The organism is Ruegeria sp. BHSA191 (assembly GCF_059613325.1).
In genome coordinates this window covers 1-14,939 of sequence record NZ_JBXWSH010000007.1, presented here as the reverse complement: position 1 = coordinate 14,939, position 14,939 = coordinate 1, and the positions used below count along the sequence as shown (strand labels likewise).

Genomic DNA, 14,939 nt, shown 5'->3' with positions numbered 1-14,939 from the left:
CCCCGGACCACCGGCGGGAGGAGACCGGATGAAACTGCAGGATCTCGACATCATCGTGACCGCTCCGCCCGCACCGGGCTGGGGCGGGCGCTATTGGATTCTGGTGAAGGTCACCACCGACACCGGCATCACGGGCTGGGGAGAATGTTATGCCTCCTCGGTCGGCCCCAAGGCGATGAAACACGTCATCCGTGACGTGTTCGACCGCCACATGGCCGGCGAAAACCCCGAGAATATCGAGCTGATGTTCCGCCGCGCCTATTCCAGCGGCTTCACGCAGCGCCCCGACCTGACTGTGATGGGGGCATTCTCGGGGCTGGAAATCGCGTGTTGGGACATTCTGGGAAAGGACCGGGACCGCCCGGTATACGCTCTGATCGGCGGCCGGATGAACGATCGCATCCGCGCCTACACCTATCTGTACCCGCTGCCGCAGCACAATCTGACCGATTTCTGGACCTCGCCCGAACAGGCCGGGGAAAGCGCCGCCGAAATGGTCCGGCGCGGCTTCACCGCGGTCAAGTTCGACCCGGCCGGTCCGTACACGATGCGCGGCGGGCATATGCCGGCCATGTCCGACATCTCGATGTCGGTGGCCTTCTGCAAGGCGATCCGCCAGGCCGTGGGCGACAAGGCCGACCTGCTGTTCGGCACCCATGGCCAGTTCAACACCGCGGGCGCCATCCGCCTTGGGCAGGCAATCGAACCTTACTCGCCGCTGTGGTTCGAAGAGCCCACCCCTCCGGACATGATCGAGGACATGGCCCGCGTCGCGCGCAATGTCCGCATTCCCGTGGCCACAGGCGAGCGGATGACCACCAAGGCCGAATTCGGCGCGGTCCTGCGCTCCGGTGCGGCCGAGATCCTGCAACCCGCTTTGGGGCGGGCTGGTGGCATCTGGGAGATGAAGAAGGTCGCCGCCATGGCCGAGGTCTTCAACGCGCAGATGGCGCCGCATCTCTATGCCGGGCCGGTGGAATGGGCCGCAAACATCCATCTCGCGGCCTCGATCCCGAACCTGCTGCTGTTGGAGACCATCGAAACGCCGTTTCATGACCGGCTGATCAAGGGCTCGATCCGGGTCGAGAACGGCTTTGTCGAACCGCCTTCGGCCCCTGGTCTGGGTATTGAGGTCGATGAGGATCTGGCCCGCGCCCATCCCTATTCCGGCGACGGTCTGCACCTGCAGATGCAGGAAGACCCCTGCGATTATGTCAACGGCAATGCCTTCCAAGGCGGCGCCCCTGCCACCGAGGGGTGACAAGACCGGGCGGCTTGGTGCATACAGGCCCGGCCCGATCTTCAGCGCTGCAAGGTGTATCTTGACCCGTCCAGACACTGACCGAACATTTCAGCCCGCCAAACCAACGTTGGACATGGCCGCAAGCGCGACCCAAGCCGCCGCGTTCCTCAAGACCCTCGCCCATGAAGGGCGGCTGATGATCCTGTGCCACCTGAGCGCCGGCGAAAAGTCGGTGGGAGAGCTGGAGAAACTGCTGAATCTGCGCCAAGCCGCAGTCAGCCAGATGTTGGCGCGGCTGCGGGCCGAAGGGCTGGTTTCGACCAGACGCGAGGGCAAGACGGTCTTTTATTCGCTTGCGGACGGGAACACGGCGCAGGTCATCGATCTGCTGTATTCGCTGTACTGCAAGCCGCAAAGCTGACCCGGATCAGCGCGAGACATACCCCGCGATCACCTGCATCAACTTGAACGCCGTCGCCGCGTCGTTTTCGACCACGGCCAGGAACTCTTCTTCGCCGATGCGCAGACAGGTCAAATCGGTTTCGGCCACCATGCTCAGCGCGCGGGGCTCCTTGCGGATCAGCCCCAATTCGCCGACCAGGGTGCCCGGCCCGACGCGGGTCACCAATTGGTCGGGGCCGCTCTCTTGCGGCAGGTACAATCCCGCCTCGCCCTCGATGATCATATAGGCCCCGTCGGTGGGCTGATCGTCTTTCAGGAAAACGACCTCTCCGGCGCTGGCGCGATACCATTGCGCCCCGAAGGCCAGCAGGCGCAACTGCCGCCGGTCCAACCCCGAAAACAACGGCGTCTGTTCAAGTGCGCGCAGCTTGCGGACCAGATCGGCCGAGGCTGCGCCTTCGCCTTCGGATTCGGATGCGATTTGATCTGACACGACCCGACCTTGCCGGATTTCGACATACATGTCGAACACGCCCGGAGTCTGGAACTGATCGTTCAGATAGATGATCGTGGTGTCGGGCAGCAGCGCCCGCAGGTTCCGGAACACCGCGATCTGGGTTTCCATGCCATAGCTGGCAAGCGCGTTTTCCAGGATCAGAATGTCGGGCTTCTTGATCGTGGCGCGGGTGAAGGCCAGCGGCTCGGACAGGGCCGCCGGCAGGTTCTGCCCGCCCAGCGCGACCGGGATGTCGTAGATCAGTTCGATCACCATCGGGCGCGCGCCGTTCTCGGCCAGCACATCGGCGACCAGTTTGCGCACCTCGTCCGAGCGGGCGCCGCCGATCTGGCTGACCTTGCCGAACAGCGCGTTCTCCAACACCGTCAGGCCCGGGGCGAATTGGTTGGGATCCAGCGGCGCGAATACGTCGTTCAGCCGCTCCATCAGCTTGTGCGAATGGCTGTGGCGCAATTCCAGAATGCGGTTCTTCAATTCGTCGGAAAAGGCCGGCCCGATCTGCTCGGCCGAGATCACGAACGGCACCGCCAGCAAGCTGGCCAGTTGCTCGTCATCCAGCCCGGCAGCCCCGGTCTCGCGCGTCCGCTCGACCAGTTCGACCGCCGCCTCGTAGGTTGCGGCCTCGAGCCCCAGTTTCCGGAACAGCGGGTGGTCGGTTCCATCCAGCCCGAAGATCTGCCGCAACATTTCGATCACGTCGCGCGTCAACGCCACCAGCGTCTCGTCCAGCCCCAAGTCTCGCAACTGACCTAGAAAAACGGTCTGCCGCGCCAGCAACTGCTGGGTCACCGGAACGCGCGGAACCGCAAACAACAGATTTTCGGCCACAGGCAGCGCCGGATTGTAGGACGCACGGTCAAACAGCAGCGCCTGCTGTTCAAGACCGGCCGTCCGAATGGCATCCTGCACCACCGGCCGCAGTTCGATCAATCGGGCGGCCAGTTCGGGGTGCAGGTCCTGATCGAACACCTGCTCGGCCCCGCGCTGAAACAGGGTCGGTCCCGAACCCATCCCCTCGATCAGCTTCAGCCACCAGTCCCGCAGGTCCTGGGTGGTTTCAAACCCGGCCAGCGACGGTTCCAGCCATTCGGCGTCGAGCGGATCGGCGCTGTTGCCAGCGCGCAGCGTTTCCTGAAAGTCCGGATCGTCGGGCGGTGGGGTCAACGGGCGCTGCCGCAGCGGCATCATCACGTTGTCGCCGATGGTTCCCTGAAACATCACCGGGCGCGAGGTCGCATGCCCGATCCGGGCGGCGATCACCGCCTGATGCAGGCCCGACAGATCCTGCCCGGCGACCTCGACCTTGCCCGATCCGGGCAGGATCTCGCGCGTGAGCAGATCGGCTAGCGCGCGGCGGTCTTCCTCGCTGGGGGCGGCGATGCCGATGGTCCGGCCGGCACCGAAGGTCAGGTTCAGATCGTCCAGAATCTGGTTCCCGTCCAGATCGCGCACCGTCACCTGATCCAGCACGATGTCGCCCTTCAGGTGCGGAACGTCCTCGGGCGTGCCCTCGAACAGCCTTTCATCCAACATTCCTTGGGGGGCAAAGCGTTCGATCACCACCTCCCACCGCAGCGACATGTCCTGGGTCTGGTTGTAGTAGGTCAACAGTTCCTTCCAGGGAGAGCTGAGATCCTTGTACGCGGCCAGGGCGGCCACCAGCGCCCCCAATGACACCGACCCCTGCAGCACCAACAGACCGCCCACTAGGTAGAACATGAACGGCGTCAATTGGGTGATGAAGTTGTTGATGAACTTCATGAAGAATTTCTTCTGGTAGATCTCGAACCGGATGCCGAACAATCGGCCCAGCTGCGCCGAGATCAACGCCAGACGATAGCGCCATCCGCCGTTCTGGCGCAGGGTGGCCGCGCCGGCCGCGTTTTCGCCGATCTGGGCGGCCAGAACGCGGACCTCTTGAATGCGACGCTTGTTGAGCAGGTTGATCTGCCGTTGCAGCCGCGGAATCAGCCAGGCCTGCACCGGTATCAGCGCCACAGCGGCCAGGCCGAACCAGACGCTTTGCAGGAACAGGAAGGACAGGATGGTCAGCATCTGTCCGGCCTGCAGAACCGGCTGGCTGATCGCGTCGCCCATCAGGCCGCCCATCGGCTCGCTTTCGGCGGTGATCATCGAAACCAGCTCGCCTTGGCTGACCCGTTCGAAATAGGGCTGCGGGAACCGCACCGCCCGCCGGATCAGCTGATAGCGGAACCGACGCAGCATGCGTTCGCTCAGAACGCCCTTCATGGTGTTGATGCGCATTTTCATCAAGCCATGCGCCAGGACGGCGGCCAAAAACGCAAAACAAAGAATGATTAGGAATGTCGTTTGTTCCAGGGCAAAGCCCCAGACATCGACCACCTCGCTCGAGGCGCCGATCGCATCGTTGATTATGCGCTTGGGCAGTTCCAGCGTCAGATACAGCAGTGGGAAAAGGGTCGCCGTCACGGCCAACAGGATCAGCTGATCGCGTTTTGAGTACTTCCAGATAAACCCGAAAATCGAACGTTCTATGGCGCCTGCCCCTGCTGATGAACCAAATCTCAAAACTGGCAACGTTCGAATGAACAAAGCAGTCCGACGGTACAGCATTCGCAATCGGCGACGCAAACGGATTCAGGTGGTGGGAAACTAATTCGGCTTGTGTGAACTAGTTCATTTGCGAACGCGGGAATTTGCACCTAATCTGTGCTGGGGATGATATCGGGAGGGTTCATTTGCCTGCCACACTGGGCACAGTGCTGCTTTTGGTTGCGTTGCTTCAAGTCAAGCACATGTTTGCCGACTTCTATCTCCAGACCCCCAAGATGTTGTCGGGGCGCGGGGTGTATTTCCATGCTGGGCGCGCCCAGCATGCGCTGGTGCATGTCATCGGCTCGGTCATCGTATTCGTGATCTTCGGCGCCCCATTGTCCTTCATTCTGATGATCGTGGCGCTGGAGTGGATCATCCACTTCAACATCGATTTCGCCAAGGCCAGCTATTCCGACAAAAAGCAGTTGCAACCGAACCAGGCGGCGTATTGGCGCGCGGCGGGGCTGGATCAGTTTTTACACAACCTGACCTATGTCGGTATGGCCTGGGCATGGGTCGAGTTCGTGCCCAGATGATCACAGCTCGACCGGCCGGTTGCGCTTGACCGGGCGCAGGACGACATTCGTCTGCGCGCTGGCAACTGCCGGCAATCGAAACAAGAAATTCTCGAGAAACTCATTGTAGGCAGCCAGATCCCGGCACAGGACCCGCAGGTGGTAATCGGCCTGGCCGGTGGTGGAATAGCACTCCTGCACTTCTTTGCATGTCTCGATCGCGCGGATGAATTCCACGATCCGGTCCGGGTCGTGGCGGGTCAGATGCACATGCACGATCGCCTCGAACGCCAACCCCATCGCGGCCGGGTTCACGACCGCGCCATAGCGTTCGATGACACCGGCCTCTTCCAGCGCGCGCACGCGCCGCCAAAGGGCCGAAGCCGACATACCCACCGCATCCGCCAGATCGGCATTCGACATGCGACTGTTCTTCTGCAAAAGCGCCAGGATGCGGCGATCTCTGTCGTCCAGCTCCAACATGCGCCCAGATTATTTCAAAAATCGCATATTTGTGAACAAATTTTTCGGATAATACCTATTTTCTCGGAGAAATTGGAACGATTTTTCACACAGATCGGTCCAGAATTCTCGGGTTCAAAACTACGCGCGGACCCCAGCCATGAGCCACCACGACAGCGCACTTCGGACCTATCAACTTGCAGACCGCTATGAACAGACCACCGGCCGGGTATTCCTGACCGGCACGCAGGCGCTGGCACGCATCCTGATGGATCAGGCACGGCGCGACCGCGATGCCGGGCTGAACACGGGCGGGTTCGTCTCGGGCTATCGCGGCTCGCCCTTGGGCGGGCTGGATCTGGAACTGTGGCGCGCGCGCGAACGGCTGAAATCCGACAACATCACCTTCATGCCCGCCGTGAACGAAGATCTGGGCGCAACCGCCGTTCTGGGCGCGCAGCAGGCGACCCTGGACCCGCAGTGCGAATTCGAAGGCATCTTCTCGATGTGGTACGGCAAGGGGCCGGGCGTCGACCGCTCAGGCGACGCATTGAAACACGGCAACGCCTATGGCTCGGCCCCCAAGGGCGGCGTGCTGGTCGTGGCCGGCGACGACCATGGCTGCGTCAGCTCATCCATGCCACACCAGTCCGACGTGGCCTTCATGGCATGGTTCATGCCCACGCTGAACCCGGCCTCGGTCGAGGAGTATCTGGAATTCGGCGAATACGGCTTTGCTCTGTCGCGGTACTCCGGCACTTGGGTCGGGTTCAAGGCGATTTCGGAAACCGTCGAAAGCGCCCGTTCGGTCGAGCTGCACCCCGACCGACAGTTCATCCTGCCCGAGATCGACCTGCCCCCCGGCGGGTTGCATGTGCGCTCGGCTGACCTGCCCTCCCCCGAGATCGAGACCCGCATCCAGCACAAGCTGCGCGCCGTGCGCGCCTTTGCCGAGGCCAACCCGATCGACCGGCGCGTCTATGACATCGACAACGCCAAGTTCGGCTTTGTCACCACTGGCAAGGCGCATTTGGACCTGATGGAGGCCTTGCGCCTGCTGGGACTGGACGAGACCGCCTGCCGCCGTCTGGGCATCGACATCTACAAGGTCGGCATGGTCTGGCCGCTGGCGCGGCGCAACGCGCTGCGCTTCGTGAAGGGCAAGGCCGAGGTGCTGGTCGTCGAAGAAAAGCGCGGCATCATCGAAAGCCAGTTCAAGGAATACTTCTACGATTGGCCAGGCGACAAGCCGCACAAGATGGTGGGCAAATACGACAGCCATGGCGAGCCGCTGATCCCGTGGACGGGCGAGTTGAACCCGCTGATGCTGGTCCCGATCGTGGCGGCCCGGCTGGACAAGTTCTTCCCCGAAGAAGGCCTGCCCGCCAAAGCCAAGGCGCTGACCGAACGGCCGCCGCAACTGATCAACGTGCCCGGAGCGACCCGCACGCCCTATTTCTGCTCGGGCTGTCCGCACAACACCTCGACCAAGGTGCCCGAGGGCTCGATGGCGGCCAGCGGCATCGGCTGCCACGTCATGGCCTCGTGGATGGATCGCCACACCGTCGGCTATGCCCAGATGGGCGGCGAAGGTGTGCCGCATGTGGTGGCGTCCAAGTTCAACGGCGGCAAGCACATCTTCCAAAACCTCGGTGAGGGCACCTGGTATCACTCGGGCTCGCTGGCGATCCGGCAGGCGGTCGCGGCCGGGACCAACATCACCTACAAGATCCTCTACAACGACGCCGTGGCCATGACCGGTGGCCAGCCGGTGGACGGGCCGGTCAGCGTGGCCGGCATCGCCCAGACCTGCCGCGCCGAGGGCGTCGAGCGGATCGCTATCGTTTCGGACGACATCTCTAAATTCCACCACGCCGATTTCCCGGCGCAAACAACCTTCCACGACCGCGCCGAACTGGACACCTTGCAACGCGAGCTGCGCGAGACGCCGGGCGTGACCGTCCTGATCTACGAACAGACCTGCGCCACCGAAAAGCGCCGCCGCCGCAAGCGCGGCACGATGGAGGACCCCAAGCGGTTCGTCTGGATCAACGACCTAGTCTGCGAAGGCTGTGGCGACTGCTCGGTCGAATCCAACTGCCTGAGCGTCGAGCCGCGCGAAACCCCGCTCGGCCGCAAGCGCAAGATCAATTTGAGCTCGTGCAACAAGGACTTCTCGTGTCTCAACGGATTCTGCCCCAGCTTCGTGACCATCGAAGGCGGCGAACGCCGCAAACGCATGGCAAAGCTGGATCTGGCAAAACTCGAGGACGGGCTCCCCGACCCTACCCTGCCCCGCCTGGACAAACCGTTCGAGCTGCTGGTCACCGGCGTGGGCGGCACAGGCGTGGTGACAGTTGGTGCGCTGATCACGATGGCGGCCCATCTCGAGGGGAAAGGCGCCTCGGTCCTGGATTTCACAGGCTTTGCTCAGAAATTCGGAACCGTTCTCAGCTATATACGTTTGGGAGACACTCCAAACGCGCTGAACCAGGTCCGCATTGATCAGGGCGCGGCCGATGCGGTGATTGGTTGCGACGTCGTCGTCAGTTCGGCCCCCAAAGCCTCGGCGCATTACCGCAAGGGTACGCGCGTGGTCCTGAACCGGGCGGAAATGCCGACCGGCGATATCGTTCTGCGCCGCGACGCTCAGTTGCAGGTAAAAGCCCGTGAACAGGCAATTCAGAACGTGGTTGGGGCGAAAAACCTGTTCGGTTTCGACGCCAATGCGGTGGCGGAAAACCTGCTGGGTGATGCCGTGTTTGCCAATGTGATCATGCTGGGTTTTGCGTGGCAGCACGGTCTTGTGCCGGTATCGCATGTCGCGCTGGGTCAGGCGATCCTGCTGAACGGTGTCGCTGTCGAGAAGAACCGTCTGGCTTTTGCAATCGGGCGCAACATGGCGGTTCGTCCGGACGTTCTGGCGCTGCCTTCCGACGACTTTGGTTCGGACGAAACACTGGATCAGATGATTGCGCGCCGCACCGCCTACCTGACCGAGTATCAAAACGCAAAATACGCGCAGGCCTATGCCGATCGTTTCGCCGCCCTCCGCTCGGCGCTGCCGCAGGCTGACGAGACCCTGCTGCGCAGCGTCGCTCGCAACCTGTTCCGCTTCATGGCCTACAAGGATGAGTTCGAAGTCGCGCGGCTGATGACTTCGGACCATTTCGCCCAGGACCTGGCCAACCAGTTCGAGGGCGATTTTGCGGTCCGCTTTCACATGGCTCCGCCCCTGCTGAGCCGCAAAACGGACGCACGGGGCCGACCGCTGAAAAAGGCGTTCGGACCTTGGATGCAGCCGGTTCTGCGGGGCCTGTCAAAGATGCGGGCGCTGCGCGGAACAGCTCTCAATCCGTTTGGCTATCACGCCGAAGCGCGCCTCCACCGCGATCTGCTGAATTGGTATCAGGGGCTGTTGGACCGCGTTGTGGCCGAGTACGGCGATCGGGATGCCGAAACGTGGCAAAGCATCCTGGCCTGCGCTGACGAGATCCGCGGTTATGGCCCGGTTCGGATACAAGCGGCCGAGACTGCCAGACGAAAGGTCGAAGACTTGTTGCGCGCGCCGCGCGCTCAGGCCGCCTGATCCAGCACCGAGGCCTTGTAAGCTGCGAGCCAAGCCGCATCCAGCCGGTCGACAACGACTGGATCGAACCGGTCTTCGACCTCCCAATACCGGCCGGATGGCACCACGTAACCGACCTCACACTCGGCCTGCAGCAGAGCATCGACGTGTTCGGTGCTCGGCAGGGCCTCGGGGATCACTTCTGTATGTGAAACGGATGGATAGACCAGCCGGCTGGGTCCGGAGGACAACCGCACCACATTGCAATCCTGACGCGCCGCCAGCAGCGCCAGCCGTGCCGATTTCGCCTCGAGCGAGCGCAGGGTGACGTCGGCGCGCAAGGGATCGGCCGTTCCTTGGCCGTAGAAATGGGTATTGCCCGAGCGCGGATAGACCATGTCGCAGCCAAAGTAGGCCAGTACCGATGGTTTGAGATCGCCCAGCGCCCAGTACCCGGCGGTAAAGGCCATGGTTCCACCGGCATAGACGAAGCCGCCATACGCGTTCTGGATCGGGACATAATCCTGCGCCGTCACGATGCGCTGCGTCGCTGTCAGACAGTCGGGGCGGTTCTCGGCCGGAAAATCCTCGGGATGGATCAGGAAATCCCAATCTTCGCGGATGCGCCAGGCGTTGTTGATGGCCACGATATGAGTGAACGCCCCGCGCGCCCAATCCCGCGCAGCCAGTGCTGCGGGCGCACTTCCCAAGATAAGAACTCTGGTGTCATTCTCCGCCATCGCACACGCCCTCTCTCAGTGTTTCCCGAGAGCTAGCGCATTTGTCCGGCATGGCTAGCCAAGGACCGAAAAGCTGCTTTCCTCGTTGATGGGCCGCTTGCGGGAATAGAAACCCACGTCGATGGTACGTTTGATATAGGGCAGCTCGAATTGCAGGGGCTGGGCGTCTTGATCCGCACCGCCCTCACAATACTCCACCAGCGCGGCCATCATCTTGCCTGCGATCGGCGCGTTCTTGTACTGGTTCCCGCTGGTGCCGCAGGCCATGTAAAAGCCCGACAGGCTGGATTTGTCATAGATCGGGATCCAGTCGGTCGAGGCGTCATAAAGATCCACGACCCCCCGCATCCGCGAGGGGATGCCCAGGTTGGGAACGCGCTGCGCGTATCGCATCGCCTGCGTCGTCCACTGGTCCGTGAAGTCGTGGTTGTAGTGCACATCGTCCTCGCACCACTGATGCGGGTCGCAGTCCGGGTCCTCGGATCCGATCAGGATGTGATTGCCATGTTCTGGCCGGCAGTAGCAGGCAATGTCGCTGTCCGAGACGATGGTTCCCTGACGCTCGAAATCGAACCCTTCGGGCGCCGGCACATGCACCACCTCCTGCCGCAGCGGGCGGGTTTCGATGGTCATGTCGTCCAGCACACCCGCCATGCGGTTGATGATCGACGATCCCGGCCCGGCCACGTTGATCACCACGGGCGCGTGAATCTCTTCGCCCGAGGCCCGCCGGACGCCTTTGACCCTGCCACCTTCCTGCAAGACTTCTACGACCTCGACCCCGGTCCGTACCTGCGCGCCGTGTTGCTTGGCAGCATCCAGAAGGTTCTGCGCCGACAAGGCCGGGTCGGTTACATAACCCGCCTTAGGCCAAAATACCCCGCCGCCCATCCGCGCCCCGTTCGGCTGGCCGAATTCCGGGTCGTCCATCCGCTTGGCCGGGGCAAAACTTTCAAGAGAGTAGATCGGCAGGCGGTCGAGAATCTGTTCGACTGACCATTCTTCGAAGGGGCAATCCAACTCGGCGCTGTATTTCTTGTGTTTTTCCAAGTGGCCGTTGGCCTCGGTCTTCATGACCAGGCACCCGGTCTCGCGGAACTGCGCCAGATCGGCCCCGTCGGGCAGGCCCAGATAGTCGGCCCAGTCGCGCCAGTAGTGATAGCCCTCCCACGCAAAGGCTGTGCCGTCGAAGGTGGAATAGTGCATCCGGATGATCGCGCAGGACCCGGCGGTCGAGCCATGCCCCACCTGCGCGTTGCGGTCCAGCGAGAGGGTCTTCCACCCGGCCTTGGCCATCTCGAACGCGATGGCCGCGCCGATCACGCCGGTTCCGATGATGATTGCGTCAGGCTGGCTCATGGCTTGATCCTCCCTCCCAGCAGCGCTTGGCATAGGCGCTGAATTCCTCGATTTCCTCGGGCCGCGGTTCGACCCCGGTAAAGACGTACAGGTAATGCGGCACCAACGACAGGCGCGTCGCCAATGGCTCGTTCAACTGCGCCAGATCATAGCCGATCTGCATGTAGTACAGCACGCGCGCGCGGGTCTCGGCCTCGACCGCCTCATAGCCATAGCGGGCAAACATGGCGCGCAGCGCGGCCAGGCGGCGCGCATCGGACTGGTCCAGCATCCGCCGCACCTTGCCCGACCGCCGCGCCCAGTCGCGCACGGCAAAATCCAGCGCCGTGTCGAACAAGGCGGTGTTGACCACGCAGCGATGCACATTGCAGACGGCGGCGGTGATGGTCTCGGCCGGGGCTTCGGCCTGCGCGATCAGGGCAGCAGTGTTGGTGGCCTGCCAGCGATCCAGCAGCGCATCCAGCAGGTGCTGCCGGGACTTGAAGTACCAGTAGAACGAGGACCGCGACACCGCCATGCGGTCAGCTAGGTTCAGCACCTTGACCTGCTCGACCCCGTCCGAGATCAAGACATCCATCGCCACGTTCAACCAGTCATCGCGCGTGACCTTGACGTTGCCGACAAGCGGCTCGGCCTTGGGGTCGTCACGATGCAGGATGGGTTTGCTGTTCATCTCAACTCTCCGGCGGCGCGCCGCCCTCGGCGGATCGGCGGGCGATGAAATCACGCATGGCATCCAGCCCCGGCTGGTCTTGCGCAGGTGGTTCGAAATTGTTCAGAATGTCCCGCCAGACCGCGGTGGCCCGATGGTTCGCATCGAGCGATCCGCGTTCGGTCCAGGTGCCGAAATTGGCATAGTCATGCAGGTGCGGTTCGTAGAATTCGGTGGTGTAGCGCTCCATCGTCTGGCTGGCGGCGAAGAAATGGCTGCCGGGCTCGACCTCGCGCAACGCAGTGTCAAACCCGATCTCCGCCGAACCCGCCTGAGCCCCTGCGCACAGCTCGGCTACCATGTTCAGCACCTCGGCATCGCAGACCAGCTTTTCGAAGGACACGGTCAGCCCCCCTTCCAGCCACCCGGCCGAATGGATGATCACCGTGGCCCCCGCCATCAGACAACCCCACAGCCCGAACTGGTTTTCATTGGCGGCCTGCACGTCATTGGCGTTAGAGGCCGACCCGGCCGCCGACCGCCACGGCAGGCCCAGATGCCGCGCCAGTTGCCCCGCCGCCAGTGAGGCCTGGAAATGCGAGGGCGTGCCGAAGGCCGGGGCGCCTGATTTCATGTCCACGTTACTGGTGAAGGTGCCATAGCAGACCGGCGCGCCGGGATTTGCCAGTTGGGTAAGGGTCAGGGCGGCCAGCGCCTCGGCATGGGACAGGGTGATCGCGCCCGCAACGGTGATCGGCGCCATCGCTCCCATCAGCGTGAACGGCGTGATGATCGACATCTGACCGTGACGGGCAAAGTCGATCAGCCCCTGCGCCATCGGAATGTCCAGCGTGCGCGGGCTGTTGGTGTTGATGATGGTGTAGCAATGCGGCCGGGCGCGAAACTCGTCATCCGGCAGGCCCCGCGCGACGGCCAGCATCTGGAAACAATCCATCACCTGCGGCGTCCCGCGCGAGAAGAAGAACGGAAACTTGTCGGTCAACTCCATCTGCGCCTGCGTGGTGAAATAGTGGCGCAGGTGAGTCGGCACGTCCTGCGGCTCGACCTGCGGCGAAATCATCTGGAACACGTCGAAATGATGGGTGAGCTTCAGGAACTCGAGGTAATCCTGCCCGCTGGCCGGGCGGCGGCCGCGTTCCAGATCGGTGGCATTGGGCGCGCCTGCGCCGGGTTGAAACACCAGGCTGCCCAGCTCCAGCGTGAAGTCGCGATGCCGCGCCCCTGCCCGGCAGGCGATGGATTTCGGGGCCGAGTCCACCGCAGCCTCGACCAGATCGCGACCGATGAACACCATTTCGCTGTCTTCATCCACCCGCGCCCCCGCGGCGGCGAACAGGCGCCGCGCCTCGGGCAGCAGGACCTTGACGCCCAGTTCCTCCAGCGTGCGGAGAGCGGTTTCGTGCATGTCGGCGATCTGGTCGGCGGGAAAGACCTCCATCACCGGAAACGGGTTGCGCAACTGGCGATAGTTAACATCCCGATGGGTCGCGGGTACGGCCTCAGCGCCCCGGCCCCGCCGACGGCGATCCCTGCCCCGCGCCGCCACGATCAGCCCCGCATCGCCTTGCCCTCGGGGTCATAAGGCGACGGCGCGATCACCCGCGCGGGACGCTCGACCCCGACCACGTGCACCGACAGTTCGGTTCCCGGCTGCGCCTTGTCCCGGTCCACCAGCGCCATCGCCAGCGACTTTCCGATATAGTGGCCATACCCGCCCGAGGTCACGAAGCCCACGCGCTGGTCGCCCGCCCAGACCGGCTCGTACCCGCTGGCATCCGCATCCAGCGCGTCCACCTCGAGCGTCACCTGAACCTGCGCCGGGCCGTTGCCCTCACGCTCGGCCAGAGCTGCGTCCTTACCGACGAAATCCTTGTCCCAGTCAATCCAGCGGTCCAAGCCGGTCATGCCGGGTGTGTAGGCCTGGGTGAATTCGGCCGACCAGATGCCAAAGCTCTTCTCAAGCCGCGTGGACAGCATCGCGTTGAAGCCGCATTCGCGGATGCCTTCGCTGGCTCCGGCCTCAAGCAGCGCGCGGCGCAGGGCGATGTGGTCGCCATAGCGGCAGTTGATCTCATAGCCCTTTTCGCCGGTGACCGACATGCGGGCCACGCGGGCGCGCACGAGGCCGATGTCGTAGTCACCGCAGCCCATGAATTTCAGGGTTGAGATATCCTGCTCGGCCAGTTTCTCGACCACCGCCTGCGATTTCGGGCCAACCACGGCAAAGCCGCAGACCTCCTCGCCCAGGTCGCGCACGGTGACCCCGTCGATCATGTGATCGTCGAACCAGCGCATGTGCCAGGCCCGCAGGTAATAGCTGCCCATGATCCACCAAGTGCCGTCGCCCCAGTTCAGAACCGTCAGGTCGCCCTTGAGCCGCCCGTTCTCGCCCAGCATCGGCGCCAGTTTCGCGCGGCCCGGTCCCGGCAGTTTCGAGGCCATCACCTTGTTAAGCCAGATTTCCGCATTCGGCCCCGAAACCTCGAACCGTGAAAACCCGGTGATGTCCATCAGGCCCACGCCTTCGCGGATGGTGCGGCATTCCTCGGCCACGATGTTGCAGGCATTCGAGCGTTTGAGCGTCGGCGTTTCCTCGAACCCCTTGGGCGCGAAATAAAGCGGCACCTCGAGATCCCAGCTGATGCCCCATTTGCAACCCGCCTCGGTCATTGCGTCATGGGCCGGCGACATCTTCAACGGGCGTCCGGCAGGCAGTTGCTCGTTCGGATAGGTCATCACGAAGCGGCGGGAATAGAACTGGCCGGTGGTTTCGCGGATGTAGCGCTTGTTCTGGGCAAAGTCGCCATAGCGCGCCACATCCATCGGCCAGGCGTCGGCCTCGGGCTCGCCATGGATCATCCATTCGGCCAGCGTCTTGCCGAC

Annotated in this window: 11 protein-coding genes; 4 read left to right on the top strand and 7 right to left on the bottom strand. The window is 63.1% G+C overall.

Annotated elements, in window-relative coordinates; genetic code table 11:
* Positions 1–28 precede the first annotated feature (28 nt).
* Positions 29–1,261, top strand: coding sequence for a mandelate racemase/muconate lactonizing enzyme family protein (locus AC2FNS_RS09260; protein WP_496711823.1), 1,233 nt, complete (start codon positions 29–31; stop codon positions 1,259–1,261).
* A gap of 115 nt (positions 1,262–1,376) precedes the next feature.
* Positions 1,377–1,664 carry an ArsR/SmtB family transcription factor gene (locus AC2FNS_RS09255; protein ID WP_496797724.1) on the top strand — a complete coding sequence of 96 codons (288 nt, stop codon included), beginning with the start codon at positions 1,377–1,379 and terminating at the stop codon, positions 1,662–1,664.
* 6 nt (positions 1,665–1,670) lie between these two features.
* Here AC2FNS_RS09255 and AC2FNS_RS09250 read toward each other — a convergent pair whose 3' ends face one another.
* Positions 1,671–4,757 carry a cyclic nucleotide-binding domain-containing protein gene (locus AC2FNS_RS09250; protein ID WP_496797723.1) on the bottom strand — a complete coding sequence of 1,029 codons (3,087 nt, stop codon included), beginning with the start codon at positions 4,755–4,757 and terminating at the stop codon, positions 1,671–1,673.
* A 146-nt stretch (positions 4,758–4,903) separates the two neighbouring features.
* On the opposite strand from AC2FNS_RS09250, the gene AC2FNS_RS09245 reads away from it, so the two are divergent.
* The gene (locus AC2FNS_RS09245; protein ID WP_496727619.1) at positions 4,904–5,275 is read left to right on the top strand and encodes a DUF3307 domain-containing protein; all 372 of its coding nucleotides are present in this window, start codon (positions 4,904–4,906) and stop codon (positions 5,273–5,275) included.
* Here AC2FNS_RS09245 and AC2FNS_RS09240 read toward each other — a convergent pair whose 3' ends face one another.
* Positions 5,276–5,737 (bottom strand): Lrp/AsnC family transcriptional regulator, encoded by a 462-nt coding sequence (locus AC2FNS_RS09240; RefSeq protein ID WP_496682521.1) that lies wholly within the window; start codon positions 5,735–5,737, stop codon positions 5,276–5,278.
* Between the two features lie 139 nt (positions 5,738–5,876).
* On the opposite strand from AC2FNS_RS09240, the gene AC2FNS_RS09235 reads away from it, so the two are divergent.
* Entirely contained in the window at positions 5,877–9,305 is a 3,429-nt protein-coding gene (locus AC2FNS_RS09235) for an indolepyruvate ferredoxin oxidoreductase family protein (protein ID WP_496711827.1), read from the top strand.
* On the opposite strand, the gene AC2FNS_RS09230 is transcribed toward AC2FNS_RS09235, so the two are convergent.
* The 5 genes from AC2FNS_RS09230 to AC2FNS_RS09210 form a co-directional block, all read right to left on the bottom strand.
* A complete protein-coding gene (locus tag AC2FNS_RS09230; protein ID WP_496711828.1) occupies positions 9,293–10,024 on the bottom strand; it encodes a hypothetical protein in 732 nt (243 codons plus the stop codon). The genes AC2FNS_RS09235 and AC2FNS_RS09230 overlap by 13 nt on opposite strands.
* A 54-nt stretch (positions 10,025–10,078) precedes the next feature.
* A complete protein-coding gene (locus AC2FNS_RS09225) occupies positions 10,079–11,383 on the bottom strand; it encodes an NAD(P)/FAD-dependent oxidoreductase (protein WP_496711829.1) in 1,305 nt (434 codons plus the stop codon).
* Positions 11,370–12,056 carry a TetR/AcrR family transcriptional regulator gene (locus AC2FNS_RS09220; RefSeq protein ID WP_496711830.1) on the bottom strand — a complete coding sequence of 229 codons (687 nt, stop codon included), beginning with the start codon at positions 12,054–12,056 and terminating at the stop codon, positions 11,370–11,372. Before AC2FNS_RS09220 ends, AC2FNS_RS09225 begins: the two co-directional genes overlap by 14 nt.
* Position 12,057: 1 nt before the next feature.
* Positions 12,058–13,602 (bottom strand): trimethylamine methyltransferase family protein, encoded by a 1,545-nt coding sequence (locus AC2FNS_RS09215; RefSeq protein WP_496711831.1) that lies wholly within the window; start codon positions 13,600–13,602, stop codon positions 12,058–12,060.
* A 2-nt stretch (positions 13,603–13,604) separates the two neighbouring features.
* A partial coding sequence (locus AC2FNS_RS09210; protein ID WP_496803823.1) for a glycine cleavage T C-terminal barrel domain-containing protein occupies positions 13,605–14,939 on the bottom strand: 1,335 nt, incomplete at its 5' end.

Excerpts from the sequence above, each read along its gene's own strand:
- AC2FNS_RS09220 (WP_496711830.1), bottom strand. The coding sequence starts at position 12,056 with ATGAACAGCAAACCCATCCTGCATCGTGACGACCCCAAGGCCGAGCCG.
- AC2FNS_RS09250 (WP_496797723.1), bottom strand. The coding sequence starts at position 4,757 with ATGCTGTACCGTCGGACTGCTTTGTTCATTCGAACGTTGCCAGTTTTG.
- AC2FNS_RS09240 (WP_496682521.1), bottom strand. The coding sequence starts at position 5,737 with ATGTTGGAGCTGGACGACAGAGATCGCCGCATCCTGGCGCTTTTGCAG.
- AC2FNS_RS09260 (WP_496711823.1), top strand. The coding sequence starts at position 29 with ATGAAACTGCAGGATCTCGACATCATCGTGACCGCTCCGCCCGCACCG.
- AC2FNS_RS09235 (WP_496711827.1), top strand. The coding sequence starts at position 5,877 with ATGAGCCACCACGACAGCGCACTTCGGACCTATCAACTTGCAGACCGC.
- AC2FNS_RS09225 (WP_496711829.1), bottom strand. The coding sequence starts at position 11,383 with ATGAGCCAGCCTGACGCAATCATCATCGGAACCGGCGTGATCGGCGCG.
- AC2FNS_RS09255 (WP_496797724.1), top strand. The coding sequence starts at position 1,377 with ATGGCCGCAAGCGCGACCCAAGCCGCCGCGTTCCTCAAGACCCTCGCC.
- AC2FNS_RS09230 (WP_496711828.1), bottom strand. The coding sequence starts at position 10,024 with ATGGCGGAGAATGACACCAGAGTTCTTATCTTGGGAAGTGCGCCCGCA.